Below are 25,973 nucleotides of genomic sequence, written 5' to 3'. Positions count from 1 at the left end.
GAATATTTCTCTAAAGGAATTCACTACTTAACTTTCGTATACTCCTGATTCCACATAACCAGTTAGTTTGCACTGACTGTACACATAAGTATCATCTTCACCATTTCCAAAATAAGAAAAAGCGAAGTAGTAAACTTCATTGGTTACTTCACAATTCAAATTTCCCATATTTTCTCTAGCAAACTCATAAGTCTCATAACCATCAATTGAAGACTCCCATATCGTCACCTCTTCTCCATTTGCTAGATGAGTCTTCAGGAAAACGAGCACGTATTTCTGATTTAGGCTCAATATGCCTTGAGATTTACGCTCTTCAAATGCAGGGAAGGCAAACGCTCCGCTAGCATCAGTAAGAGTTTGAAACTCATGTATGGTTCCAAGAACACCAACTCGAAGGACCACTAATTGAGATGACAACGGTGTTCCGTTCAAAGTTAACATACCCCGGATATCTGGCGTATACCTGTACATGGAAGGCTGCCCTTAGCTAAAAACTTGAATCCGAAAGTATACTTTCCAATAGACCAAATCCACCACGGTAAACAACATTACGACGAGCTCGTGTGCTTTGAGTAAATGTTAAAAATAACAATTTCTTATTTGAACTAAACCAAACATTGAACATGTTTGATGGACAATTTCCCCACCTACTTCACCATCGAACTCAGCTTTTCTCTCGCTTGTTCTTCATGCTCGTCGGTGATGGCATTGCCGACCGAGTTCGCCGCTAGGGTAAGTGCAGCCATGTCATCGGTAAAGCCGACACCTGCTAGTACGTCTGGTACCATATCTGTTGGCATGACGAAGTAAGCCAGCGCGCCACCTAAGATAGCTTTGTGGCGAACAGAGGTATTGGAATCTGCCATCGCAAGCCATGATTTGATGCCCATAACAGCAATCTCTTCGCCTGCTTTCTTGACGGAATTTTTCATTTTACGCCAGAAGGTTTTCTCATCTGGTGCTTGCATCGTTTGGTCTAAGACGTCATCGGACGCCGAATTTACAGACATGCTTGTGGTCATCGTGCCTCCTAAACTTATGACTGTGGCATAGATATTAAGACGATGAACCTGAACGTAGGATTAATAGCGAGTAATGATAATGAAGAAAGGAAGCCAATTGGCTAGATAAAAAAATCCCCAAACCGAAGTCCGGGGATTATTGCTTTGGAGACAAAAAGTCTTGGAAATCAGCTGGTTTTGAAACCAACAGCTTTGAAAACCAAGATTTAGAAGCAGAATGCCTTATTGAGCAATCTTCTCCAATACACGCATCAACATTTTGATACGTGGTTCGATAGACTCAAGTAACAAGTACTCTTGATCGCTGTGGAAGCCTGCACCGATAGGTCCTAGACCATCCAAAGTTGGAACACCAAGAATCGCCGTGTTGTTTGCGTCAGAGCCACCACCCACTTCTTTCCAGTTGATGTCGATCGCCAGTTCACTTGCGGCTTCTTCAACTAATGTCATTAAGCTTTCTGTTTGTGGGCTTGGCACCATAGAAGGCTTATAAGCTTCACGAACCAACTCAATGCTCACGCCATCAACGAATGGTGTTTCCAGCATGCCATTTAGCTTGCTATCGACATCATCGTATTCTTCGTTGCTCCAGAAACGCACATCCACGATCGCTTCAGCATGTTCCGGAACTATGTTCGCACCGTTACCGCCAGAAACAATACCGACGTTCAACGTGGTACCAGATTCAAAGTTGGTCATTGCATTGACAGCCAGAATCCAGTTCGCCATCTCTGTGATTGCGCTGCGACCATTCTCTGGCTCGTTACCTGCGTGAGCAGCAACGCCATTAAAGGTCATTTTGTAGCGAGCCATGCCTTTACGCGCTTTCACTAAACCACCGTCTGCACGTGCAGCTTCTGCAACCAGTACATTCTTTGCGTTTTTCGCAACTGATTGAATCCAATCCACAGAATCCAAAGAGCCAGTCTCTTCATCTGGGTTCATGCAGATAGCGATAGATAACTTATCCAACACCGCTTGGTCTAGATTGCGCATCGCGTATACGATGTTAAGCAAACCAGATTTCATGTCAGACACACCTGGACCGTAGGCTTTCTCTGCATCTTGAGACATTGGACGAAGCTCAGCGGTACCCACAGGGAACACGGTATCCATGTGACCAATTAGCATCACATCGATTTGCTCAGCTTCCGGCTTATTTCGAACTTCAAGACCAACACCGGCTCTGCCACAGTCGATGCGTTTTATGCTCCAACCTGACATCGCTTGGTACTTCTCTTCAAATTGAGAAGCGATGAACTCAATACCATCAGTAGTGTAAGTGCCACAATCCACATTGATTAGCGGACGTAGCTCTTCTAGATATTCATTTAGAGAGAATTGCATGACTCACTCCTAGACAAACAGATTCATCACTAGCATTGCGCCAAATGCGTTCAATACTGAGATTGCAATCATAACTGGGATGTAACGACCTTCAGTACCAATTGGACCCATGATACGACCCATGTACTGAACTTGAGAGCCCATTAGGTAGATAGCAGGCGCAAGAATCGCAATGTGCGTGCCGTTCAGGATACCTTGGTCAAACAGTGTAATCACTACGCCAACCGCGCCGCCCATCGACATCCAAGCCCCGATCAATACCGCTGCTGCTTCACCCGGAAGACCAAACACTGCCATGATTGGAGAAAACACAGTGCCCATCAGATCCAGCGCACCAGTGATTTGCAGCGCTTTGATGATAACGAACGCCATTAATACGTTAGGAACCGTAGAGGTAGTCGCAATTACCCAACCTTTCTTAGCACCTTCGACGAAGATATCCGTCACCATTGGTTTTTTCGCTTTAACGTCACCCATTATGCCGTCTCCTCTTTTAGGTTCTCTGATTTGTTTTGGTCTTGCTTGTCTTCTTTACCTTCCGTCATGTTTAGGTAGATACGGAACAGGTTCGCACCAATGATCTTAAACGCGAACATCACCACAACCGCCAAACCAATAGAAGAAGTTACTGCTAGAGAGCCGTCAGCCATCGTCAATGTGAACAATACCGCACCCGATGAGAAGAAGTTCACGATGGTTGCACCCGCAGTGAACTGGAACATGGTAAATACGTCCGTTTCACGCTTAGTTAGGTGACCTTCATCTTTTAGTTGACGCGTCATAGCCGCACCTGCATCGGTACTTTGTAGAGAAGCAATCAGAGCCAGACCAGAGTTACCAGGGATGCCCATTAGAGGACGTAGAAGAGGAGTAAGAAGCTTACGAGCGGCTTCAAGTGCACCGTAGTGCTCAAGTACGTTGATCATACCTAACGCGAACATAACGGTTGGAATCAAAGTAAGCGCAAAAATGAAACCGTCACGAGCACCGCTACCACCAGTACCACGGAAAGATGTGGTCGCAGCTTGTACTGCGCCATCTGCACCTTCCGTCACGCCGTAAGCGACTTTACCGAAAGAACCATTAAGCGTTGTAAAGTCGAATACACCGTACCATTCGTTGGATTGCATCAGACCAGAAAAGAACACAACCGCAAACGCGAGTGCAATGTAACACCCGATCGTCACCTTGCGTTCAGCATGAACAGGGCTTGTCATAAATTCACCTATATATGTGGAACAGAACGCATAGATGATCCCCTGAACGACGTGCTAGAGAGATGATCAAAATCAATCCATTTACCGAACAGCCATGCTGCTTAGTTATGAAGTTTTATTTTATGATTTGAATCACATTTAAAAGATAATAAATATTTATGACCAAGATAAGGTAGATTTATCTGAGAATCAGCAAGTTCAATCCATTAACAAAGCAAGTTAAAGTTTGGAACAAGTTTGCTATTAGCCACATTCTCGACGTGCTTCATGATTTGTTGCTTATTTAAGATTTCTTGACCGAAAACTAACAAATTTTCTGTGCAATTTAATTTAGGGTGGTGCGGTCATTACTTAGAGACTTACTCAGGGTTTGCCTTTTGCTTCGATCACAATCCAACATCGCTCGATGGACACTCGCCCTTGTGGCTTGGGTTGTCGTGATCTGTTTAAGTAAAAATGTAGGTCTCTTTCAATCTTGTCCTCTCATTGGCGATCAAGTGACGACTGAGCATGCCACTGGGCAACAGCAAAAGAGCGAAAAAGGACTGACTAAGCAGTGTGAATTGTCTGAAAAACTGATTCAGGTTTCACAAAACCATCTCGACAGCTTCATTGTGCCCTTATTCCTATTTGCGTTTGTCTTGCTGTCTATCAGTGGCAGCGAGCGCAATGCTTTCCGCCATTATACTGAACCGATACCCGACAAATATCGGGTGCACCTCAAGCTATGTGTGTTTAGAGAATAAAACCCGATTGCTATTCACCCCCAAATCAATTGTTTTATTTTTAATCACTTCGCACAAGAAACGCGAAGAAAAAGAGTTTTAGGAAAAATCATGAAATTCACTCGCACACTATTAACTGTGGTTATCGCACTTGTTCCGCTATTTTCACACGCAGCAGAAAAAACGTCAGAAGAGAAGCTGCAAGAAATTACTCAACTGCTGAAAGAAAACCCGCAGATCCTCGACGCACTACATCAGAATCTGCAAGATTATGTCGCTTATCAAAAGACCTTCAACGCGACATTGGATGAAGCACGTGCGTATTTGAATGACGGCAAGCACTCTTACTTCGGTGCAGAGAATCCAGAGCTGACGATCATCAACGTGACCGATTACAGCTGTCCTTTCTGTAAACGCCTTGAAGGAGAGTTGGTGAAGGTAGAGAAAGAATACCCACAGGTAAAAGTGCTGAACATGACTGTATCGTTCAAAGAACAGTACGAAAAGAACGGTTACAACTCGGCAAGTTACGCATTGAACGTTTGGCAGAACCAACATGACAAGTACAAAGAAGTGCACGACTTGTTGGTGAAGAAGCCGGGTCCACATGATGCAAGTTCACTACAAAAAATCGCTAAGAAGACCGGCACAGAAGCACAGCTTGTCGACGACAAAGAGACCAAAGCATTGTTGGATAAAAACTACGAGTACTTCACTCGCTTAGGTCTACGAGGCACACCAGCGATCATCATTAATGACCAAGTCATTCCGGGTTATGTGCCTTTCGAAGAGCTTGAGAAAGTTATCGACCAAGAGCTAAAGAAATAACTATCGAAATCGATAGCTATTGAAATAGTAAGTAAACATCAAAAACAACAAAGCCCTTCCCTGATATCTCAAAGAAGGGCTTTTTATTTATCGAAATAAAGAACGTTTGGTTACTTATCGCGCCCCACAAACGCCACAACGACTTTGTCATTGCCAAGTGAACGAGAGAACACGTACGCGCCTTCTTGTTCAATCACTTGATGCTGACCCGCACCAATCGCTGGATGCGCTTTACGGAACTGACCTAGAGTTTGCCAGTGTTTGAGCAGCGCTTGCTTCTCATCAGATAGCTTCCATACCATGTCAGAGCGTGTGCCTTGGTGGAAATCATCCGCGTAAGGACCAATGTTACGACCCACTTCGTCACCGTAGTAAACCTGAACAGCACCAGGGCTTAGAAGCAGTGCATTCGCGGCGTTACGCTGCATGCCATAGTCTTTGAAGCGAGAGAAGAACAACTCGGTATCGTGAGAAGACATGTAGCTCACTGGGTTGAAGTCTTTCTCGTTGGCGATTGTGTCTGCGTAACTTTGGTAGGTGTCTGCCATTTGGCTGAAACACGCCGCGCCTTTATCTAATTTCTTCTGCATGTCGAAGTTAATCAACGCATCAAAGCCATCGTCAAAGTAAGGGCTGCGATAAGCGGTATGCCCCCATACTTCACCCATCATCCAAAATGGCTGACCCGATTTTCCGTTCTCTTTGCGCCACTGCTCTAGACTGCTTGATGCTTCTTCTTTCAAGCGCTTCCACACATCACCTTCAACATGCTTCACCGTATCAACACGGTAACCATCAATGCCAAAGCGTTTCACCCAATCAGTTTGCCACTCAATCAAGTAATCGGAAACGGTGTAATTGTCACGCACTTCTACACGTGTGCCCGGGTTATCCAATAGCCATTGCGCTGGCTTCACGGCTTTGTCTGATTCAGTGATAAAGTCAGGTAAACCCGCCAATGACATAGTGATATCGCTGCTGCCCGGTGCAGGGTAGCCCGGCAAACCGGTTCTTACCCAATCACCGCCCCACCATTTCGCCCAGTTTGGACTCTGGTAATCAATATTCTGGTGGTAGCTATGCCAATTTTCGCCCGCTTTTGGTTGCCAATCCCCCCACTTCTTCGGTAGGTCAGCGTTTGGCTTTAACACCTCAATACCGTCAAATTGCAAATCGGCTAACGTTGAGTAGCCAGTGTGGTTGATTACCGCGTCCATCAAGACTTTGAGACCACGCTTATGCGCCTCTTCCACCAGCACTTTAAGGTCATCTTCGTTACCAAAGTTCTCATCAATCTTGGTGAAATCACGCGTCCAGTAACCGTGGTAAGCATAGAACGGGAATGAGCCGCTATCGCCGCCACCCACAAAGCCGTGTACTTGCTCAACGATTGGCGATAACCAAATCGCATCTGTACCTAGGCTCTTGATGTAATCCAGTTTCTCGATCACGCCTTTTAGATCACCGCCGTGGAAGGTACCGATCTCTTCTTTGCCGTCTTTCTTGCGCCCATAGCTATTGTCATTGCTCGTATCGGCGTTGTTGAAACGGTCGACCATCACGAAGTAAATGTTGGCATTACGATAATCAAACGGCACTGCTTCTTTGGTTTTCTTCGCTGGCTCTAGTAGCACCAAACCGCCGGAGTCTTTGCTTGGCGTCAGCGATACTTGCTGATCTTTTACTTCAACCATTTGCCCAGTGTAAGCATCACGCAACTTGGTGCCATCTGGGAAACTGTCACCTAACGCGATGGTGACTTCGTCACCTTGGTAAACCTCACATTGCACTTGTGGGATTGGGCGTTTGAATTCTGTCTTGGCAGCTTTCTTAGGTTCACGCTTGAAGCGCAGTGTTTTCGCTTCCGCATCAAAAGCGAAAGAGTAATCGCCAGTAAAACGGATTTTTAAAGGCAATTCCGTTGGCTTTCCACAATTCAGCGCGATCGGTTTGTTGAATTTAACTTTCTGACCATCGGGCGCGACGCAATCGCCTTCAACGCCAGTGATTTTAAGCGTATAGCCGTCTTTGGTTAATGGCACAACCAAAGGCTGCTCTGCACTTAAAGGAAAGTCACGGCTGTTGGTCGTGGTAGATATGGTGATGTTTGGCTCGGCGATGGCACTTGCCGATGCAAGCAATAAGGTAGTCGTAATCAGATTCAGTTTCATCGTTCAGTCCATTGGTTGCGCATAGACGCAGTATTCGTGTTGTAGTTTTATTCACACTAATAGTAAATGGATGAAAAACTGAGCACATCATTCTATAAGGCTACGCCCTAAAGCTTGTGACGCTTCACATTTTGCCTTTATCGGGGCGTAGTTCTATTTACGGACACAAGATAGTTAAGGAAAAGAGAAACTTATAACTCGACGTTGCCAAGATTGCGCATTTGGGTCAGAGCCCAATTGGTGCGATGTTGAGTGTAATTAGTGTGCGGATACACTTTGATCTTGTAAGGATTCGGCAGAACCACCGCTAACCTCGCCGCTTGCCATTGGGTCAGTTGGCTAGCCCGAATGCCGTAATAGTTTTGTGCTGCAGCTTCGATACCGTAAATACCGGGACCAAACTCCACCACATTCAAATACACTTCGAGAATGCGTTCTTTGCTCCACATCGCCTCCATTAAAAGAGCAAAGTAGAGCTCGTACGCTTTGCGCACATAAGAGTGTGAAGGGAATAGAAATACGTTCTTTGCAGTTTGCTGAGTAATCGTACTTGCACCACGAGAAGGTCCGTTCTCGCCGGCTTGTGAGATAACAGAAAACAGTGAATCAAAATCCACCCCATAGTGATGGGGAAATTTCTGATCTTCCGTAGCCATCACCGCAAGTTGGATATTTTTTGAAATCTGAGACAGCGGTACCCACTCTTGCTGGCTACTCTCTGGATAGCCTTCTGGTGGCGAGATCATGCGGCTGCTCTTCCATCCCCATAGAGGCGGATTCACGTATTTGACGAAGCCCACCAGCAAAACGGGAGTCAGTAACAAAACCAATGAAATTTTGAATAGAAACGACTTCAGTCTTTTCAGCATGCTTTATTTGCCTAGCCAGAGTAAGGAATACGCCACTTTTACACGTGCGAGTGTTCAAGTAAATGGGAGCGAAGGTTGCCTGATTCAAGGTAGAACAACAAGTTTACAAGGTCAAAAATTGGTTAAAAAAAGCCCAATTTACAATGTAAACCGGGCTTACTGTTTGATTAATGAAAGTTATTTCGTCAGTTTATAGAATACTGTCGATAGAGGTGGTAAACGCAGCTCAAGAGATTGAGGTAACGACTCGCTTTCTACTTCTTGCGTTTCGACGCTGCTTAGTACCTCAAAGCCGCTACCGTCGTATTTCGCGTCGTCAGTATTCAACAGAAGTTCGTACTTGCCTTCCATCGGCACACCCAAACGGAAACGCTCATGAGGCACTGGTGTGAAGTTACTGATCACCAATACACGTTCGCCATCTTGGCTAATACGTTCGTGCGCAAGGATACTTGCTTCCGCTTCATCTTGCAGACGCCATTCAAAACCAGCAGGCACACAATCTTGATCGTGCATCGCCGCTTCGTCACGGTACAAGTGGTTCAAGTCGCGAATCAGTGCTTGCACACCTTGGTGGCGACCAAACTCAAGTAAGAACCATTGTAACTGGTCATCGTGATTCCACTCTGCGGTTTGACCAAGCTCAGCGCCCATGAAGTTTAGCTTCTTACCCGGTTGACCATACATGTAACCGTAGTAAGCACGTAGGTTCGCCGTTTGTTGCCACTCATCACCTGGCATCTTGTTATGGATAGAACCTTTGCCGTACACCACTTCATCATGAGATAGCGACAGCACATAGTTCTCGCTGTGTGCGTAAACAAGCGGGAACGTGATGGTATTGTGGTGGTATTTGCGGTGAATAGGATCTTCTTGGATGTAAGAAAGACTGTCGTGCATCCAACCCATATTCCACTTAAAGCCAAAGCCTAAACCGCCCATAAATGTCGGTGCAGATACGCCCGGGAATGCCGTCGATTCTTCTGCAATGGTCATTGCATTCGGGAAGTGCTTGTACACTTCTTCGTTCATCCACTTCAACGTTGCGATCGCATCGTAGTTCTCGTTGCCGCCGTCCACATTTGGAATCCACTGATCGTGACTGCGTGAGTAGTCTAGGTAGAGCATCGACGCAACAGCGTCCACACGGATACCATCAATATGGAATTGCTCAAACCAGTACAGTGCGTTAGACACAAGGAAACGGCGCACATGCTCACGACCTAGATCGTAGATGTAAGAGTTCCAGTCTTGGTGCCAACCGCGGCGAGGATCTGGATCGTGGAACAGTGGTGTGCCATCAAAGTTCGCTAAGCCATGATCATCCGATGGGAAGTGTGCTGGAACCCAATCCAGTACTACACCAAGACCCGCTTGGTGACAGGCATCAACAAAGAATTTGAAATCATCTGGAGAGCCGTAGCGACTCGTCGGCGCAAACAACCCTACAGGTTGGTAACCCCAAGAGCCAAAGAACGGGTGTTCTGAAACTGGCATCAGCTCAACGTGGGTGTAGCCCATATCCACAAGGTAAGGCACTAACTCAGCCGCGAGTTCACGGTAATTTAGGAAATCCCCATCTGCGTTACGCTTCCAAGAACCCGCATGCAGTTCGTAGAAAGATAAAGCTTCATCACGTTTCTGTGTGACGGGACGATTTTGCCATTTTGCATCTTGCCATTGGTAACGGTTGTGATCGTAAGTGATCGACGCGAATGATGGGTATTGTTCAGAGTAGAAGCCCCAAGGGTCTTGCTTATGAGGGAGCCCTTCCCCATTTGGACCTTTGAGTTCGAATTTGTATTGTACGCCCTCTTCCAAACCAGGAATAAACAAGCCCCAGATACCGTAGTCGAGACGTTGCATTGGATGGCGACGACCATCCCACTGGTTGAAGCTGCCCACTAAGCTGATTGCAGAAGCATGAGGGGCGTAAACAAGGAAGCGCACACCAGAGATATTTTCACCACCGCGCTCGATGGTCACAAACTGCGATCCCATGTAGCGGTACATGTCTTTTGGCGTGTGCAGGTGTTCGTATTCTTGATAAATGTTGTGGTACTGGTAAGGGTCGTCAATGAGCTGTTCCACGCCATCCCAATCCACAGCAAGTTGGTAGTGAGTTAGGTGCAGGTCACGCTTCTCTTTCAAGATGAAGCCGCTCTCGCCTTCGCGTTCTAACTCAACACGAGGTTCACCGCTGACAACCAATTCAACTTTGTCTGCACCCGGTATCCAAACTCGTAACGATCCTTCGCCATCATCGATGAATGGACCAAGTGACGCAAATGGGTCTGAGTAAGCCGCCTCAGCTAGTAATTCATAGGCGCGTTCGTATTTTTTCTTTACCTTGGTTTTCAAATCTTTCTCCCTAGCACCGATATTCTCCTTATGGTTTTTGAACATCGGATTTCCTCAGCCAAACGTTGTGAATTCACACAATTATAAAAAACCGCACTCTATCCAAGAGATGAATAAAATAGCGTCAAAAAACAAAAATGCCCGCTATTGTTGCGGGCATAATAACGGTACTTCATCCTAACGGATTGTGCCGATTTAATGAGTGACCTAGGCTGTACTTTCGTACCTCAGCGCAATTAAATTCGCGAACTCCTACATCACCCATTCCACCTTATTTGCTCGCTTTCGCACGCACTTCAGTGAGGCGCTTAGAAATACGGTTAACGTCTTCACGGCTGAAGATTTCGTCAAGGTTCATCGATAGTTTACGACGCCAGTTTGGATACTCGTCAACAGTTCCTGGAATGTTTACCGGTTGGTCCATTTCTAGCCAGTCTTCAAGCTGAACACTCAGTAGTGCTGAGTCACCCGCAGCCACATGCAGTTGCAATGCTTCACTTAGGTAACCATCCATTGGTACGTACTGCGCATCATGACCGATACCTTCTGGTAGGTAACCATGCCAACGAACACTGTCTAGGATGCCTTGTTTGCACTTCAAACGATCATCAAACAGACCTTCCAGTTGTTGCTCGTCTGGGTACAGACCGATCTCTCGACCCATCTTCAAGTCATCACAGTGCCAGAAGCCACGTAGTGTTGGCATATCGTGCGTACACAATGCCGCCATAGACTGCTCAGCGTAATGCTTCGGAGAAATGAAGCCGCCGTCGTCTTTTGATGTTTCGAAGAAGAATACTTTGTATGAGTGAACACCTGCGTCACGAAGGATATCAACGATTTCATCAGGCACGGTACCCAAATCTTCACCGATTACAGAACACTGATGACGATGAGATTCTAGCGCTAGGATTGCTAGCATATCTTCAACTGGGTAGTACAGGTATGCACCTTCTGTCGCCTTCTCACCTTTTGGAATCCACCAAAGGCGAAGCAGACCAAGAACGTGGTCAATACGCAGTGCGCCACAATGCTTCATGTTTGCACGTAGCAACTTGATGTACGCGTCGTAGCCTGTCGCTTCCAACACTTGTGGGTTTAGCGGAGGCAGACCCCAGTTTTGACCCAGAGGACCAAGGATATCTGGTGGCGCACCGATGCTTGCATCCAGTACTAGGTTGCCATCATCAGCCCAAGTCTCGCTGCCTGAATCTGCAACACCAACAGCAAGGTCACGGTATAGACCAACCGCCATGCCTTTTTCTTCTGCAAGAGCCTGTGCTTCTTTGATTTGATCGTCTGCAATCCACTGTAGGTACATGTACAGGTGAACACGGTCAGAGTTGTCTTTGATGTACTTCTGAGTTGCCGCAGCATCAAACGTACGGAATTTCTCAGGGAATACCGGCCAGCCCCAAACACTTAAATCTTCAGCGTGTAATTCACCATGCAGAGCATCAAATGCCGCTTGATGAAGTAGGCTCTCACCGCCAAGTTCTACAAACTCTAGGAACGCGCGCGCACGATCAGTGTTCTTGTCTAGATGACGTGCTTTGAACTCGCTAAATAGCAGCGGAAGAATGTTCATCTTAAGCTCAGAAACCTCGGTGTAGTTCACCCAGTGTGCTTCACGAGCTTTTTGCAGACGCTGTTGGAACTCAGCGCTGCCAACGCGTTGTTGTGCTTCTGCACTTAGTGCAAATTCAGGCACAGAGCTTACGTCGATGTACATGATGTTCAGCCAACGACGAGAAGACGGGCTGTATGGGCTCGCACCTTCAGGGTTCGCTGGGAACAATGAATGAATTGGGTTCAAACCAATGAAGTCACCGCCACGAGAGGCGATATCACTGACCAACTGCTTAAGGTCACCAAAGTCACCGATACCCCAGTTGTGCTGAGTACGCAGTGTGTAAAGCTGGATGCTTGGACCCCATAGCTTTTTATGTTGGTTTAGATCTTCTTGTTTGAAACACGCTTTCGGTGTGATGATCAGCGACATTTCGTAAGGTGTCTTACGGCGTTTACGGCTGATGATCAGTTTGTGGTAACCCCATGCCAAATTCTTTGGCAATGCAAACACTAGAGGGCCACCCTCAGCTCGTTCATCACGAACAATTTGCGACTGAAGATAGCCTTCAAGTACCTCTCCTTGTTCTGTTTCTAAACGCCAGCTAAATTCACTCTCACGAGCACTCGTACCTAGGTTTAGTTCCACTTCGACTGGGTCGCCGTCGCGTAAAACAAGAACAGGGGCTAGTACGTCTTTCTTATGTTTTTTCTCAGCAGAAGCCAATAGCTTCTCATCGCTGCTAGTATCGTAGCCAAGTGAAGTGAGCAAGCGGCGTAGTGTCTCCTCAGAAACTTTTGCCTCGTCTCCCCACGCGCTGACGTAGCTATCAGCTAATCGCGCCATGTCTGCGACTTTCTTTAATGCTGTTTGTTCTTTCATCGCTTTCTCCGAAGGTAATACCAACACCTTCCATGTAGGGTTTTATTGTTATCAATAACTAATTCTTGAAAATGACCAAAGGTAGCGCTCGGCTACCTTGGTCTTATACCCAAGTGACCTCAAGATGCACAGTTCAGAGCGTTGTCATCGATTCGAGTTCAAGGAAAACAACGCCGTGGAATAGCAGCCTCTTTCCTAGTTGTTTGACACCGAAATCGGGTCAATGACACGCTCCCAGAGGGCGAGTTGCCTTGTCTTACATGCTTCGTTAACAATTTTTGATATAGAACCACTATATCTTCAAATCGTTGCCTTGCCTGAAAACCAAGTCAATCTCGCTGAACAAAGCATCCTGGGGTTACTTGGGTATCACTTTTAACGTTTTACCGCTTCTAGTTTCCAGATGTTGTTCACATAGTCACGAATTGAGCGGTCTGATGTGAACTTGCCAACTAGGGCAGTGTTAAGAATGGCTTTCTTAGCCCAGCCAGCTTGGTCTTTGTATTGTTTGCCCATTTCTTCATGCGCTTTCACATAAGATGCGAAGTCAGCAAGACATAGGTACGGGTCACCGCCATCGAGTAGGCTATCGAATGTAGCGCGTAGTAGACCAGGTTGACCTGGCGTAAACTCATCACCTGTTAGTAGGTCTAGAGACGCTTTTAGTAAGTGGTCAGCATTGTAGTAGTCGTAAGGGTTGTAGCCAGCTGCTTTAACCGCTTTCACGCCTTCAACATCAAGACCGAAGATGTAGATGTTCTCGTCGCCCACTTCTTCGCGAATCTCAACGTTAGCACCATCCATCGTACCGATAGTTAGGGCACCGTTAAGAGCCATCTTCATGTTACCTGTACCAGATGCTTCTTTACCTGCTAGAGAGATTTGTTGTGAAACGTCTGCCGCAGGGATGATGATTTCAGCCATGCTCACACGGTAGTCAGGGATGAAGACCACTTTCAGTTTGTTACCGATACGTGGATCGTTGTTGATCTTCTCTGCAACCTTGTTCACTGCGAACATAATTTCTTTCGCTAGGTGGTAACCTGGAGCGGCTTTCGCAGCGAAGAAACATACGCGAGGCTCACACTCAAAACCAGGTTCGTTTAGGATGCGGTGGTATAGAGACAGAATGTGTAGCAGATCTAGGTGCTGACGCTTGTACTCGTGTAGACGCTTGATTTGAACGTCGAAGATAGCGTTAGTATCTAGTTCGATACCCATGTTATCTAGAACCCAATCAGCAAGACGCTGTTTGTTTTCTTTCTTAACAGCCATGAACTCTTTTTGGAATTTCGCGTCTGTTGCGTACTTAGCGATACCTTCTAGTTGCTCAAGTTTTGCTGGCCATTCAGGACCGATCTTGTCGGTAATTAGCTTAGATAGACCTGGGTTACAGAACTTCAACCAACGACGTGGCGTGATACCGTTTGTTACGTTATGTAGACGAGTTGGGTACATCTCGTGGAACTCTGGGAATAGGTCTTTCTTAACCAACTCAGAGTGAAGTGCTGCTACGCCGTTAACTGCGTAAGAACCGATTACACATAGGTTTGCCATGCGAACCATGCGGTTGAAACCTTCTTGGATGATAGAAAGCTTAGCTTGCTTCTCACCGTCACCAGGCCACATCTTACGAACTTCTTGTAGGAAGCGGTGGTTGATTTCAAAAATGATTTCCATGTGACGTGGAAGTAGACGCTGGATTAGCGACTCTGGCCATGTCTCTAGTGCTTCAGGAAGTAGCGTATGGTTAGTGTACGCGAAAGTCTGAGAACTGATTTCCCAAGCCGCTTCCCAAGTCAGACCTTTCTCGTCCACTAGGATGCGCATTAGCTCAGGAATAGCAATCGTTGGGTGCGTATCGTTCAGCTGGATAGTCTCTTGCTTCGGTAGATCCGCTAGCGAGTAGCCTGCTGCTTCGTGGCGACGTAGGATGTCGCGTACAGATGCTGCAGAGTGGAAGTACTGTTGCATTAGACGCAGTGTTTTACCTTTCTCGTGGTTATCGTTCGGGTAAAGCACTTTAGTGATGTTGCCTGCGTCGATCAGTGCGTGCTGAGCTTCGAAGTAATCACCGTTGTTAAAACTTTCTAGTGAGAATGGCGCAATTGCCTGACATTCCCATAGACGTAGAGGGTAAACAGTATCTGATTCGTAACCTACGATAGGCAGATCCCAAGGCATTGCTTTTACAGACATGCCAGGAACCCATTTACGAACTTCTTTACCGTTTTCGTTTACCACTTCAACGTGACCGTAGAAGCCGATTTCTTGCGCTAACTCTGGACGAGCCACTTCCCAAGGGTAACCTTCTACACCACGCCATGCGTCTGGTGCTTCTTGTTGACGACCATCTTTAAACGACTGCTTAAATAGACCGTATTCGTAGTGTAGGCCGTAACCTACTGTTGGGAATTCTTGAGCCGCACATGAATCCATGAAACATGCAGCTAGACGGCCTAGACCACCGTTACCCAGTGATGGGTCGCGCTCTTCTTCTAGAAGGTCTGTTAGGTTGTGACCTAGTTCAGCCATCGCTTCAGTGATCTCTTCGTAAAGACCCATGCTGATTAGGTTGTTACCAGTCAAACGACCGATAAGGAATTCTAGTGAAAGGTAGTTAACGCTTTTCGCTTCTTGGATGCGAGCGTCTGCTTCAGTAGCAAGCAAATCACAAGTCGTAAACTCAGCCAATGCACGACCCATTGCTAGGTACCATGCGCGGCTATCTGCATTTTCAACCGTGTGAGCGTAAGTCACAGATAGATGTTTCTTTACGCTTTCTTGGAACGACTTCTTGTCAAATTGTTTCTGTTGAGTAGGTTTCATTAAGAAATTCTCACGTCTTTTAGTAATTCATCTGCCATACATCGTGCATTTCCCTCTGTGAATAAACATCCTCCCATTTGTCCTCCCTACAAGGAGGAGGGGGTAGGGCGTAGAGGGCGTAAGCTTGCAAACTTAGTGATCCAAATCGCAACACGGCAGCCTATAACCCTATTCTTAGTGATTCGGATCACAGCCATCTGTGAGAAAGATTAAAATTTGTTCATGACGTTTTTTATTCCCCCTTCCTACTCCAATGTAAAAACTGTCTTATCGATCACATTACGTCTTTTAACATTGATAATTTCTCCTTAATAGATGTGCAACTCTCTCTACATGGGGTCAATACCATCGATGTTTAAGTGACCAAAATCACAAATACAGGGCGTAGTTGGTGGCATTTGCATCAACTCTTGAGAATTAGGAAGTGGATCAAAGTAACAACCAATTCTGTTGTCGTAACATCCAAAACGACTCGCAAGCCTGTACACTTTTTATACAAACTAGAATTTAGTGGTGTGAGTCAGTTTCTAGTTTCGCTAGCTCAAAAAATTAAGGACAGAATTTATAATGTGGATTCCATCTAAACTTACTCGCCCAGGTCGCCTGCACAACGCAATCGTCCGTCCGCGAGTGTTGGACTTACTGCAACAAGCGCCTTACTACAAACTGGTATTGTTTCGCTCGCCGGCTGGTTACGGGAAAACCACCATGGCGGCACAGTGGCTGTCAGACAAACCCAATGTAGGTTGGTACAGTATCGACGACAGTGATAACGATGGTTTCCGCTTCGTTAACTATCTACTGCAAGCTTTAAACAAAGCGACCAACTACAACTGCTCTAACGCTCAAAAATTGGCTGAAAAGCGTCAGTTCTCTTCTTTACGCTCTTTATTCAGCGAAGTTTTCGCTGAAATGGCAGATTTTCAGCATGAGTGTTACGTCGTACTCGATGACTACCATCTGATCACTAACGACGAAATTCACGAGTCCATGCGTTTTTTCTTAAAGCACATGCCAGACAACCTTACTGTAGTGGTTACTAGCCGTGCGGCACCGCCATTAGGCACTGCGAACCTTCGCGTCCGTGACTTGATGATCGAAATCGGCAATGAAATGTTGGCATTCGATACCGAAGAAACCACACGCTTCTTCAACCAACGCATTGCCGATGGCATCGATGAAGACATGGCGAACAACTTACGTACTTACGTTGAAGGTTGGCCATCAGCGTTACAACTTATCGCCCTACAAGCACAGCATCAGAACCGCACTCTGGCACAAACCGTAGAGTCGGTGTCTCAGTTTAATCATGCACACTTATGGGATTACTTAGTTGAAGAAGTCTTTGATCTATTAGACAAAGAGACACGTCATTTCTTAATGCAAGTGTCGGTACTCGACCATTTCAACGACGAACTCGTCTTTGCATTGACACAACGTGAAGATGCACTCGGCATGATTGAGTCACTCAATCGATACGGCTTGTTTATCTATCCACTGGAAGGTGAACAAAACTGGTTCCGATTCCACAATCTGTTTGGCGAATTTTTGTCGCATGAACGTCAAGCGCGTATTCCTCAACAAGAGAAAGATCTACACCGCAACGCAGCTGTCGCCTGGCTAAAACAGAAAGCACCGCATCAAGCTATTCACCACGCACAGAAATCTGACGACACTGATCTAATCGTAGAAATCTTGAATGAATTTGGTTGGAAGATGTTCAACCAAGGTGAGTTAACAACGCTAGAAGCGGCGATCAACCAGCTTGATAAAGACTTACTCTTCAGCCACCCGAAACTGTCGATGTTGCGCGCATGGTTGGCGCAAAGCCAACACCGCTACAACCAGGTTGGTGAGCTTCTAGCAGAAGCCGAAGAAGAGCATAAGAAACGTAATATCGAACTTGATTCTGGCTATCAAGGTCAAGCTAATGCCCTACTCGCTCAGGTTGCAATCAACAGCAACCAACCAGAGCGTGCATTAGAGTTAGCCGAGTTAGCACTGAGCCAACTTGACCCAACGGTGTACCGCAGCCGTATCGTGGCGACGTCAGTCGTTGGTGAAGTAAACCACGTACTGGGTAAACTTGACCGCGCATTACCAATGATGCAACAAACCGAAAAACTGGCACGTCAGTATCAGGTTTACCACCAAGCGTTATGGGCAATCTTGCAACAAAGTGAAATCATGATCGCGCAAGGTTACGTCCAAGCTGCATTTGAGCTGCAAGATTCCGGCTTCCGCTTGATTGAAGATCAACAGCTTCAGCATGTTCCTCTTCACGAGTTTTTATTACGAATTCGCGCGCAAGTATTGTGGTGCTGGAACCGCTTGGATGAAGCAGAAGAGTGCTCATACAAAGGGCTACAAATTCTAGAAAACCACTCACCAAGTAAGCACTTACATAGCTACTCAATGTTGGCGCGTATTGCGATTGGTCGCGGTGAACTAGACAAAGCGGGTAAGTTTATCGAACACATCCAACACTTGATGAAACAATCCACTTATCACGTAGACTGGACGGCAAACGCATCGCTCTCTCTGATTTTGTTTTGGCAAGCTCGTGGCAACACAGAAGCAATTCAAGAATGGTTGAACACCGCAGTTCGCCCGGAATCAGCGTGTAACCACTTCTTGCAGTTACAGTGGCGCAATATTGCTCGTGCTCACATCAACCTTGGCCAATATGACGAAGCGCGACAAGCTTTGGACTTCCTACAAAGCGAAGCTCGTCGTACTAACTTGGTGACCGATACCAATCGCAACCTTGTGGTTGAAGCGGTATTTGCCGCGCGTCAGAAAGACGAAGAGCAAGCAAAAGCACTATTGAAAGAAGCACTAGTGATGACAAACCAAACCGGTATGGTCGGCAACTTCTTAATCGACGGTGCAACGATTGGTGGTCTACTAGAGAAGCTAAGTCTTCGTCATGAGCTGGGCGATTTAGAACGTCACCGTGCTCAACAATTGATGAAAGACATCTCTTCAAACCAACGCAGCCGCTCAATTCACTTTGATGAAGACTTTATTGAGAAACTGGTGAACCACCCGAACGTGCCGGAGCTGGTTCGAACCAGTCCACTCACGCAACGTGAATGGCAAGTGCTTGGTTTGATCTACTCAGGATTTAGCAATGAGCAAATCGCTCAAGAGTTAGATGTAGCAGGCACAACGATTAAGACTCACATTCGTAACTTGTACCAAAAGCTCAACATTGCAAACCGTAAGGAAGCGATTGTGACGGCGGAGAACTTGCTGCAATTGATGGGTTACTGATCACTCGAAAGAGAGTAGCTAAACAGGGGTTGGCGTATTGCGTCAGCCCCTTTTTTGTGGGCATTCATGCAAATTGCAAAGCCTGTAAGAAACGTTGTACATATATACGACTTGGAAAGGGCTGGCTATTCCACGGCGTTGTTTTCATTGTGCTCGCATCAATAACAACGCTCTGAATCCTGCATCTCAAAGTCACTTGGGTATACGACAGACAAAAAAAATAGCCAACCGCAATTAAGGCGATTGGCTTATGTATGATGTGAACAATGTATATTCACTAACAACGTCAGTTGGCTAGGTGACCCTCGGCTTAAGAAGGGTCGAAAAGGATTATGCATTAATCATGCCAATTTGAAAAGCATTATTTTTGGGCACAAGATCTCATATCAAACTGCCAAGATGTTACAACATTTGCAATATGCAAAGTCAAAATGCAAATTGCAGTTGCAAGTCGCAACTCTGTGGCATAAGTGATAAATAAGTCACCAAACGACTTCATTCAACAAATTTATCGATTTTACGCTGACATTTATTCAATCAAGCGCCCCTTTACAGCTGATAACAAATCCATTTCTTTATCGCGTATCTTTCTGTTTTTATTCACCTAAACTAACCAAAAAGCTTAACGTTGCTAGGTTCTGTTGACCTTTCAAGCTGATTTTTACAGCGAGTGTTTGCCTAGAATGACTAAGCAATACACTCCTTTCCTTGCCTACAACGATTTTAGCCATGCGCCCATCAGAACAAAACTTAACCACGAAAGTTCAACAGATCCTAGATAAGCAATCATTTAAATATTTTCCTCACCACTATTTCATACTTTTTTGACATCAATGTTTGTATACTCAGGACCATCTACATGACTTAGTACTTGAGAAATGAACTATCTAATCACCTACTTCAAAGGAATGGCGATGGGTGCAGCCGATGTTGTCCCAGGCGTATCAGGCGGTACCATTGCATTTATTACTGGCATTTATGACACACTGCTAGAAAGCATTCGACGTATTAACCCTTCACTTTTCTCGATTTGGAAAAAGGATGGCTTCAAAGCTGCGTTTAATCACATTAACGGCTTCTTCCTTATCTCTTTGTTTGCGGGTATTTTCACCAGTATCGCGACGCTGGCAAAACTAATCAGTTGGCTATTGGAAACTCATCCAATTCCAATTTGGTCATTCTTCTTTGGTCTGATCTTGGTGTCTGTCTACCACATCATTCGCCAAGTAGAAAAGCGTGACGCTATCCGTTTTGTTGCGTTATTGATCGGCATTGGTTTCGCCTACAGCATCACGGTGCTAAAACCACTTCATATGGAGCCAACGGCGATCAACACCATTCTGGCTGGAGCTATCGCAATCTGTGCGATGATTCTACCGGGTATCTCAGGCAGCTTTATTTTGCTGTTGATCGGCATGTATGCTCCTGTACTGGGCGCGGTAAAAGGTTTCCAAATTGATATCCTTGCGCTGTTCCTTGTTGGCTGTGTTGCTGGTCTGCTGTCCTTCTCTCACTTGTTGTCTTGGTTACTGCGCAAATTCCGCGATTTAACCTTAATGTTCCTAACTGGCTTAATGATCGGTACGCTACCAAAGATTTGGCCTTGGAAGGAAACGCTAACATGGCGTACTAACTCGAAGGGTGAGCAAGTGCCATTGCTAGAGCAAAACCTATCACCGTTTGAGTTTGAGCACATCACGTCTCAACCATCACAACTGGTGTTAGCCGTGATCATGATGCTAGCCGCTATCGCGTTAGTACTTGGTTTAGAGAAGTTTGCGGATTCAAACAAGTAAATCTGAACCACAATTCCATCATTTAAGAAGCGGAGCCATTGGCTCCGCTTTTTTTATTTACGCTTTACAAACAATAGGTTTCAAATAGATGGGGATAGTGCACAATTTGTTGAAGTTACGAGTTTTCGTACATCCCATCTGTGCTAGGATGCAGGCGATGTTAAGTGATAAATACTGAATCTTAATGAAAGTGTTACAAATCGCAGGGATAGCCGTGGCACTGGTCGCTGGCTTTTACGCGCCTACCCTAATAAAAAACTTCTCTTCAGCGCCCGAGCCTAAGTCGCTCGATGAATACTGTTTCCTCTCTACTGAACCTTGTATCCAACATAATGTTGCGATGACGCTTAGCGTCGATACTGCTCAACCTCTTATCCCAGCTCAGCTCGAAGTCGAATGGCAAGACAGCGAAGCGGATCAGCTCGTATTAAGTTTGGTTGGTCGAGAAATGGAAATGGGCGAGCCAAAATTCATGCTAAAGAAAGTGGCACCAGGTAAATTTGTGGGTGATGTGACATTGCCCGTTTGTACACAAGATTCAATGACGTGGGTTGGTGAACTTTCCGACGGTAAAGACACCATCTACCCGGCCCTCAAAATGCAAAGATAAGGAATTGATATGAGCCGTAATTGGTCTCTCTTTCTCGTGGTTGCGTTTGTCCTTGGCTTTGGTACCAAAACGTACCTAGATGGACAAAAAGACGTAGAGAAAAAACAACAAGTCACTACCGAGCAAAGCGTGTTGTTTGGCGAAGGCGATAAACCTGTCGATATCTTCGATACCAGCGATGATCGCATTCGCATTGTTTACTTTGGCTTTACGCGTTGCCCAGACGTATGCCCAACCTCATTAGCCATGCTAGCAGGTGCACTCAATCAAATCGACGATGCGCAAAAAGCGCAGTTGCGCCCAATGTTCATCTCGCTTGATCCAGAACGTGATGAGGCAGATGCATCAGCCAAGTACGCCCACTACTTCCACCCGATGATTGAAGGCCTGTCCGCACCACTCGACGTGACCACCCCACTTGCCCACAAATATGGTGTCATTTTCCGTAAAACGGAGCTAGAAGGCTCAGAGCTGAAATACACGCTCGACCATAGCTCTTACTTTTACTTCTTGAAGCCTGACGGCACACTCATCACTAAAGTGCCACACACCTTAACGCCTGCGCCAATTGTCGAAGCGATAACTAAACTGACAGCAGAAGGAAAAACCAATGAAAGCTAAGCATGCAATCAAAACGTTAGCCCTCTCCGCCCTACTTCTAAGCCCTTTGGCACAAGCAAACCTAAACGTGATGCCACACGAACCGTATGCACGAGCCATGGCGCCAGGTGCTGTGACAAGCGCGGTCTTTGTTACCTTTGCTAACCGAAGCCAAGAAGACATCAATATTGTCGTAGCAGAAACCCCTGCAGCAGGTAAAGTCGAGTTGCACGATGTGATTAAAGAAGGCGATGTAATGAAGATGCGTCAAGTGGACCACATCACACTCGCTGCAAAAGAGACCACCGAGCTAAAACCGGGCAGCCTGCATATCATGCTATTCGACCTTAAAAAGCCGCTTAATGAAGGCGACGAAATCGAAGTGACAGTGACTTACGACAACGGCCAAAAGCAAAGCTTTACCGCACCAGTTAAAAAAGTCATGGCTGGAATGAAAAAGCAAGAACATCATCATTAGTGTCTCTTCACTTCATCGATTCAAAGCTCCTCCAACGTGAGGAGCTTTTTTATTCCTCTCTCTTTTCTCTAAGCAGTATTCGCCAAACTATCAATGCATGATTTTGTGTCCTAAATCAGAGCGAAACAGCCGCTGCTGAGATATAAACAAGGCTTTGCTGCAAACGAGTTTCTCGCCATGTTAAAAGCCCTTTCTCGCGTATTTAAAATGCTGACGCAAGTAAATCCAAACCTAGAACAGGATGTCGATACCATCATTGACGCTATTGGTGGCATGAGTAATTTGGTGGAAACTGGTGCTTGCGCGACAAGGCTACGACTCACACTAAAAGACACCACCATTGTGAATCAAAAAGCACTGAAGGAACATGGGGCGCATGGTGTCGTGATCATCGATGAACGACATATCCAAATCATCTACGGCGTAAAAGCCAACACCTATTCACAAGAGATGGAAGAACGTCGAATAAAACACATATAAAACGCAAAGGAGTTGTAAGAATCAGAGCACAGTCGCTATACTCCGACCGTTAACTCACCAACTTAAGAGGAAATATGATGATTGTAATGAATAACACTAACTGGGCAGTGAAAGGGTAACGTCCAACTTTTTCTCGTGGCTAAGCCACACCACCTCCCTTCTTTGCCCGGTTTTCACCGGGGTCAGCTCTATGCGAATTAGACCCTAATGCGATTTGTATTAAGGCGCTTTGTTGCGTCTGGGATAATTCAACAATGAATAAAACACATTCTTTTTGTGAAACACTACTAACCCAACCTAACCCATTAAAGCTATTAGGTTGGAAACCCTTTTTTCAACAACAATTGACGTTAGACGATTACCAAGACACGCTTTTTGCGCGAGTGATTGCTCACCATCGTAGTGGTTACGTTGTTGTTAGCGAACAAGGTGAAACTCACTTACCTATCCATCCCTCGTTACCCAGCATGACCGTTGGTGATTGGGTAGTATTGGATGGTCAGCAACAGTTTTCTCGCCTACTTGAACGCCGCAGTTTATTTAGTCGCAAAGCCGCAGGTAGTAAGGTCGCCGAGCAACTTATCGCCGCCAACGTGGATACTGTCTTCATCGTTTGTTCACTCAACCACGACTTTAACCTCAGTCGCATTGAGCGCTATTTGGCTCTCATCAATGAAGCTGATGTAGAGCCCGTGATTGTGCTGACGAAAGCAGACTTATGTGACGATGTTGACGAGCTCAAAGCTCAGGTACAAAAGCTCGATCCGTTGCTTATGGTGGAAAGTGTTAATGGTTTGGATGAATCAGACGTTGCCAAATTAATGAGTTGGTGCGGCGAAGGTCAAACCGTCGCATTTATTGGCTCTTCAGGGGTAGGAAAATCGACCTTAGTAAACACCCTGCTTGGCGAGCAAGAACAAGCGACTGGTGGTATTCGTGAGGATGACAGCAAAGGTCGACACACTACAACCTCACGCTCAATCCACCTATTACCATCCGGTGGGATCTTAATGGACACGCCAGGAATGCGAGAGATCCAATTAGCAGATTGCGAGGCAGGCGTGAGTGAAACTTTCGCTGATGTTGAAGCCTTAGCTGATAACTGCCGATTCAATGATTGCCAACATCAAACCGAGCCAGGTTGCGCGGTTCAAGCTGCGATTGAAGATGGCTCTCTTGAGCTACGACGCTTTACTAACTATCAGAAGTTATTGCGTGAACAAGCCCATAACGGAGCGAGTCTCGCAGAGCAAAGAGCGCAGAATAAACAGTTCGGCAAAATGGTTCGCAGTATTGTTGACGGAAAGCGCAAACGCCAACAGAGTTACTAGTTTGTTGTATTTGCGTAATCAATAGAACAAAGGAGGCTAACGCCTCCTTTTTTAATAACTTTATGAAAAACCATCATTCATACTTCGCCATACAAATCAACACAAAAGACCAATAACGATAACATTGAGCAAACATTTAAACTAAGAACAAACTAAAACTAGACACAAAATATTACCAAGTTAAGATATGTGATATTCAGCAAGAAAATGGCTGGATTTATAAAAACAGGATAATTGATAATCAGGATGTCTTAGCAGCACAACCACAAGATTCAGCCCCTTCATGCGAGGGAACATTACGCCGTGTAATGACTGAATATTGCACTGTTGCTGAGTCAAAAATTGCAGGAATGATGTATGCAAATGCAACACAACAGTCTCGTTGCCCGATTCGCTCGCGGTAACCTCGTTCTCCAAATCCTCGTCGGTATCGTCTTAGGTATTCTGCTTGCGACTATCTCGCCAAGCCACGCAGAAAGCGTTGGTATGCTGGGTAGCTTGTTTGTTGGTGCACTAAAAGCGATTGCTCCAGTATTGGTATTTATCTTGGTGGCTGCGTCTATCGCAAACCAAAAGAAAAACCAACACACTTACATGCGTCCAATCGTAATTCTTTACCTAGCGGGTACCTTCTTTGCGGCACTAACCGCAGTAGTACTAAGTTTCCTTTTCCCGACCAATTTAACGCTAGTAACGGGCGCTGAAGGTGCAACACCACCACAAGGTATTGCAGAAGTTATCCAAACCTTGTTGTTCAAACTGGTTGATAACCCAGTAAACGCGCTAGTAGAAGCAAACTACATCGGTATTCTTGCTTGGGGTGTGGGTCTTGGTCTTGCACTTCACCACGCATCAGCAACAACAAAAGCGGTATTCGAAGATCTAAGCCACAGTGTTTCCCACATTGTTCGTTTCATCATTCGTCTTGCGCCATTTGGTATCTTTGGTCTGGTTGCCTCAACGTTTGCAACAACAGGTTTTGGTGCACTAGCAAGCTACGCTCACCTTCTAGCGGTACTACTAGGTTCAATGTTTATCATCGCGCTAGTGGTTAACCCTGCGATCGTATACTTCAAAACGAAAGAAAACCCATACCCGTTGGTGTTCCAATGTCTACGTGAAAGTGGCGTAACGGCATTCTTTACGCGTTCAAGTGCTGCGAACATTCCAGTGAACATGAACCTATGTAAGAAACTAGACCTAGACGAAGATACGTACTCAGTATCTATTCCACTAGGTGCGACCATCAACATGGCGGGTGCAGCAATCACTATCACAACCCTAACGCTAGCAGCGGTACACACTATGGGTATCGACGTTGACCTAATGACAGCGGTACTACTAAGTATTGTTGCTGCAGTATCAGCGTGTGGTGCATCAGGTGTTGCTGGTGGTTCTCTGCTACTTATCCCACTAGCGTGTGGTCTGTTTGGTATCTCAAACGACGTAGCAATGCAGGTTGTAGCCGTTGGTTTCATCATCGGTGTGATTCAAGACTCTGCTGAAACAGCCCTAAACAGCTCAACAGACGTTATCTTCACTGCCGCTGTTTGCAAATCAGAACAGCAAAAAGCTCAGTAA

At 45.9% G+C, this 25,973-nt stretch carries 20 protein-coding genes; 10 read left to right on the top strand and 10 right to left on the bottom strand.

Features of this window, described 5'->3' with window-relative positions; all coding sequences use genetic code 11:
- Positions 1-27: 27 nt before the first annotated feature.
- The 5 genes from MHO32_RS15750 to MHO32_RS15730 form a co-directional block, all read right to left on the bottom strand.
- Complete coding sequence (locus MHO32_RS15750) at positions 28-471, bottom strand: DUF6795 domain-containing protein (RefSeq protein WP_017818397.1); 444 nt, start codon at positions 469-471, stop codon at positions 28-30.
- Between the two features lie 176 nt (positions 472-647).
- The gene (locus MHO32_RS15745; protein ID WP_239212881.1) at positions 648-1,022 is read right to left on the bottom strand and encodes a YkvA family protein; all 375 of its coding nucleotides are present in this window, start codon (positions 1,020-1,022) and stop codon (positions 648-650) included.
- Between the two features lie 222 nt (positions 1,023-1,244).
- Complete coding sequence (locus tag MHO32_RS15740; protein WP_038898264.1) at positions 1,245-2,369, bottom strand: M20 family metallopeptidase; 1,125 nt, start codon at positions 2,367-2,369, stop codon at positions 1,245-1,247.
- 9 nt (positions 2,370-2,378) lie between these two features.
- On the bottom strand, positions 2,379-2,846 hold the full coding sequence (locus MHO32_RS15735) for a YjiG family protein (RefSeq protein ID WP_005374849.1): 468 nt from the start codon (positions 2,844-2,846) through the stop codon (positions 2,379-2,381).
- Positions 2,846-3,586, bottom strand: coding sequence for a nucleoside recognition domain-containing protein (locus MHO32_RS15730; protein WP_005437881.1), 741 nt, complete (start codon positions 3,584-3,586; stop codon positions 2,846-2,848). The genes MHO32_RS15735 and MHO32_RS15730 overlap by 1 nt, the downstream gene beginning before the upstream one ends.
- A 422-nt stretch (positions 3,587-4,008) precedes the next feature.
- Here MHO32_RS15730 and MHO32_RS15725 point away from each other — a divergent pair, with 422 nt between their 5' ends.
- On the top strand, positions 4,009-4,332 hold the full coding sequence (locus MHO32_RS15725) for a hypothetical protein (protein ID WP_336246158.1): 324 nt from the start codon (positions 4,009-4,011) through the stop codon (positions 4,330-4,332).
- Between the two features lie 90 nt (positions 4,333-4,422).
- Positions 4,423-5,139 carry a DsbA family protein gene (locus MHO32_RS15720; protein ID WP_005447441.1) on the top strand — a complete coding sequence of 239 codons (717 nt, stop codon included), beginning with the start codon at positions 4,423-4,425 and terminating at the stop codon, positions 5,137-5,139.
- A 110-nt stretch (positions 5,140-5,249) separates the two neighbouring features.
- On the opposite strand, the gene MHO32_RS15715 is transcribed toward MHO32_RS15720, so the two are convergent.
- The 5 genes from MHO32_RS15715 to MHO32_RS15695 form a co-directional block, all read right to left on the bottom strand.
- Positions 5,250-7,310, bottom strand: coding sequence for an alpha-amylase (locus tag MHO32_RS15715; RefSeq protein WP_239212877.1), 2,061 nt, complete (start codon positions 7,308-7,310; stop codon positions 5,250-5,252).
- A gap of 191 nt (positions 7,311-7,501) precedes the next feature.
- Positions 7,502-8,179: a monofunctional biosynthetic peptidoglycan transglycosylase gene (mtgA, locus tag MHO32_RS15710; RefSeq protein ID WP_239212875.1), complete on the bottom strand. Its 678-nt coding sequence runs from the start codon at positions 8,177-8,179 to the stop codon at positions 7,502-7,504.
- A gap of 177 nt (positions 8,180-8,356) precedes the next feature.
- Positions 8,357-10,585 carry a 1,4-alpha-glucan branching protein GlgB gene (gene glgB, locus MHO32_RS15705; RefSeq protein WP_239212873.1) on the bottom strand — a complete coding sequence of 743 codons (2,229 nt, stop codon included), beginning with the start codon at positions 10,583-10,585 and terminating at the stop codon, positions 8,357-8,359.
- Between the two features lie 226 nt (positions 10,586-10,811).
- Positions 10,812-12,992: a 4-alpha-glucanotransferase gene (gene malQ, locus MHO32_RS15700; RefSeq protein ID WP_239212871.1), complete on the bottom strand. Its 2,181-nt coding sequence runs from the start codon at positions 12,990-12,992 to the stop codon at positions 10,812-10,814.
- A 375-nt stretch (positions 12,993-13,367) separates the two neighbouring features.
- A complete protein-coding gene (locus MHO32_RS15695) occupies positions 13,368-15,821 on the bottom strand; it encodes a glycogen/starch/alpha-glucan phosphorylase (protein WP_005447423.1) in 2,454 nt (817 codons plus the stop codon).
- A gap of 567 nt (positions 15,822-16,388) precedes the next feature.
- On the opposite strand from MHO32_RS15695, the gene malT reads away from it, so the two are divergent.
- The 8 genes from malT to sstT all read left to right on the top strand — a co-directional run bounded on the left by malT (position 16,389) and on the right by sstT (position 25,973).
- Complete coding sequence (malT, locus tag MHO32_RS15690; RefSeq protein WP_009698026.1) at positions 16,389-19,097, top strand: HTH-type transcriptional regulator MalT; 2,709 nt, start codon at positions 16,389-16,391, stop codon at positions 19,095-19,097.
- Between the two features lie 878 nt (positions 19,098-19,975).
- A complete protein-coding gene (locus MHO32_RS15685; protein WP_005437870.1) occupies positions 19,976-20,893 on the top strand; it encodes a DUF368 domain-containing protein in 918 nt (305 codons plus the stop codon).
- A 184-nt stretch (positions 20,894-21,077) separates the two neighbouring features.
- Positions 21,078-21,503, top strand: coding sequence for a hypothetical protein (locus MHO32_RS15680; RefSeq protein WP_029788351.1), 426 nt, complete (start codon positions 21,078-21,080; stop codon positions 21,501-21,503).
- Positions 21,504-21,512: 9 nt separating this feature from the next.
- A complete protein-coding gene (locus tag MHO32_RS15675) occupies positions 21,513-22,124 on the top strand; it encodes an SCO family protein (protein ID WP_005447419.1) in 612 nt (203 codons plus the stop codon).
- Positions 22,114-22,581 carry a copper chaperone PCu(A)C gene (locus tag MHO32_RS15670; protein WP_239212869.1) on the top strand — a complete coding sequence of 156 codons (468 nt, stop codon included), beginning with the start codon at positions 22,114-22,116 and terminating at the stop codon, positions 22,579-22,581. Before MHO32_RS15675 ends, MHO32_RS15670 begins: the two co-directional genes overlap by 11 nt.
- A gap of 177 nt (positions 22,582-22,758) precedes the next feature.
- The gene (locus tag MHO32_RS15665; protein ID WP_009698030.1) at positions 22,759-23,061 is read left to right on the top strand and encodes a glucose PTS transporter subunit EIIB; all 303 of its coding nucleotides are present in this window, start codon (positions 22,759-22,761) and stop codon (positions 23,059-23,061) included.
- A 254-nt stretch (positions 23,062-23,315) separates the two neighbouring features.
- Positions 23,316-24,392, top strand: coding sequence for a ribosome small subunit-dependent GTPase A (gene rsgA / locus MHO32_RS15660; protein ID WP_009700613.1), 1,077 nt, complete (start codon positions 23,316-23,318; stop codon positions 24,390-24,392).
- 363 nt (positions 24,393-24,755) lie between these two features.
- On the top strand, positions 24,756-25,973 hold the full coding sequence (gene sstT / locus MHO32_RS15655) for a serine/threonine transporter SstT (RefSeq protein WP_026000277.1): 1,218 nt from the start codon (positions 24,756-24,758) through the stop codon (positions 25,971-25,973).

The organism is Vibrio sp. MMH1-50 (assembly GCF_022347645.1).
Lineage (GTDB): Bacteria > Pseudomonadota > Gammaproteobacteria > Enterobacterales > Vibrionaceae > Vibrio > Vibrio harveyi.
This window is presented reverse-complemented; position numbering and strand designations above follow the sequence as displayed.

Excerpts from the sequence above, each read along its gene's own strand:
- glgB (WP_239212873.1), bottom strand. The coding sequence starts at position 10,585 with ATGTTCAAAAACCATAAGGAGAATATCGGTGCTAGGGAGAAAGATTTG.
- MHO32_RS15695 (WP_005447423.1), bottom strand. The coding sequence starts at position 15,821 with ATGAAACCTACTCAACAGAAACAATTTGACAAGAAGTCGTTCCAAGAA.
- sstT (WP_026000277.1), top strand. The coding sequence starts at position 24,756 with ATGCAACACAACAGTCTCGTTGCCCGATTCGCTCGCGGTAACCTCGTT.
- MHO32_RS15715 (WP_239212877.1), bottom strand. The coding sequence starts at position 7,310 with ATGAAACTGAATCTGATTACGACTACCTTATTGCTTGCATCGGCAAGT.
- MHO32_RS15750 (WP_017818397.1), bottom strand. The coding sequence starts at position 471 with ATGTACAGGTATACGCCAGATATCCGGGGTATGTTAACTTTGAACGGA.
- MHO32_RS15735 (WP_005374849.1), bottom strand. The coding sequence starts at position 2,846 with ATGGGTGACGTTAAAGCGAAAAAACCAATGGTGACGGATATCTTCGTC.
- malQ (WP_239212871.1), bottom strand. The coding sequence starts at position 12,992 with ATGAAAGAACAAACAGCATTAAAGAAAGTCGCAGACATGGCGCGATTA.
- MHO32_RS15745 (WP_239212881.1), bottom strand. The coding sequence starts at position 1,022 with ATGACCACAAGCATGTCTGTAAATTCGGCGTCCGATGACGTCTTAGAC.
- MHO32_RS15720 (WP_005447441.1), top strand. The coding sequence starts at position 4,423 with ATGAAATTCACTCGCACACTATTAACTGTGGTTATCGCACTTGTTCCG.
- rsgA (WP_009700613.1), top strand. The coding sequence starts at position 23,316 with ATGAATAAAACACATTCTTTTTGTGAAACACTACTAACCCAACCTAAC.
- MHO32_RS15685 (WP_005437870.1), top strand. The coding sequence starts at position 19,976 with ATGAACTATCTAATCACCTACTTCAAAGGAATGGCGATGGGTGCAGCC.
- mtgA (WP_239212875.1), bottom strand. The coding sequence starts at position 8,179 with ATGCTGAAAAGACTGAAGTCGTTTCTATTCAAAATTTCATTGGTTTTG.
- MHO32_RS15680 (WP_029788351.1), top strand. The coding sequence starts at position 21,078 with ATGAAAGTGTTACAAATCGCAGGGATAGCCGTGGCACTGGTCGCTGGC.
- MHO32_RS15675 (WP_005447419.1), top strand. The coding sequence starts at position 21,513 with ATGAGCCGTAATTGGTCTCTCTTTCTCGTGGTTGCGTTTGTCCTTGGC.
- malT (WP_009698026.1), top strand. The coding sequence starts at position 16,389 with ATGTGGATTCCATCTAAACTTACTCGCCCAGGTCGCCTGCACAACGCA.
- MHO32_RS15740 (WP_038898264.1), bottom strand. The coding sequence starts at position 2,369 with ATGCAATTCTCTCTAAATGAATATCTAGAAGAGCTACGTCCGCTAATC.
- MHO32_RS15670 (WP_239212869.1), top strand. The coding sequence starts at position 22,114 with ATGAAAGCTAAGCATGCAATCAAAACGTTAGCCCTCTCCGCCCTACTT.
- MHO32_RS15730 (WP_005437881.1), bottom strand. The coding sequence starts at position 3,586 with ATGACAAGCCCTGTTCATGCTGAACGCAAGGTGACGATCGGGTGTTAC.
- MHO32_RS15665 (WP_009698030.1), top strand. The coding sequence starts at position 22,759 with ATGTTAAAAGCCCTTTCTCGCGTATTTAAAATGCTGACGCAAGTAAAT.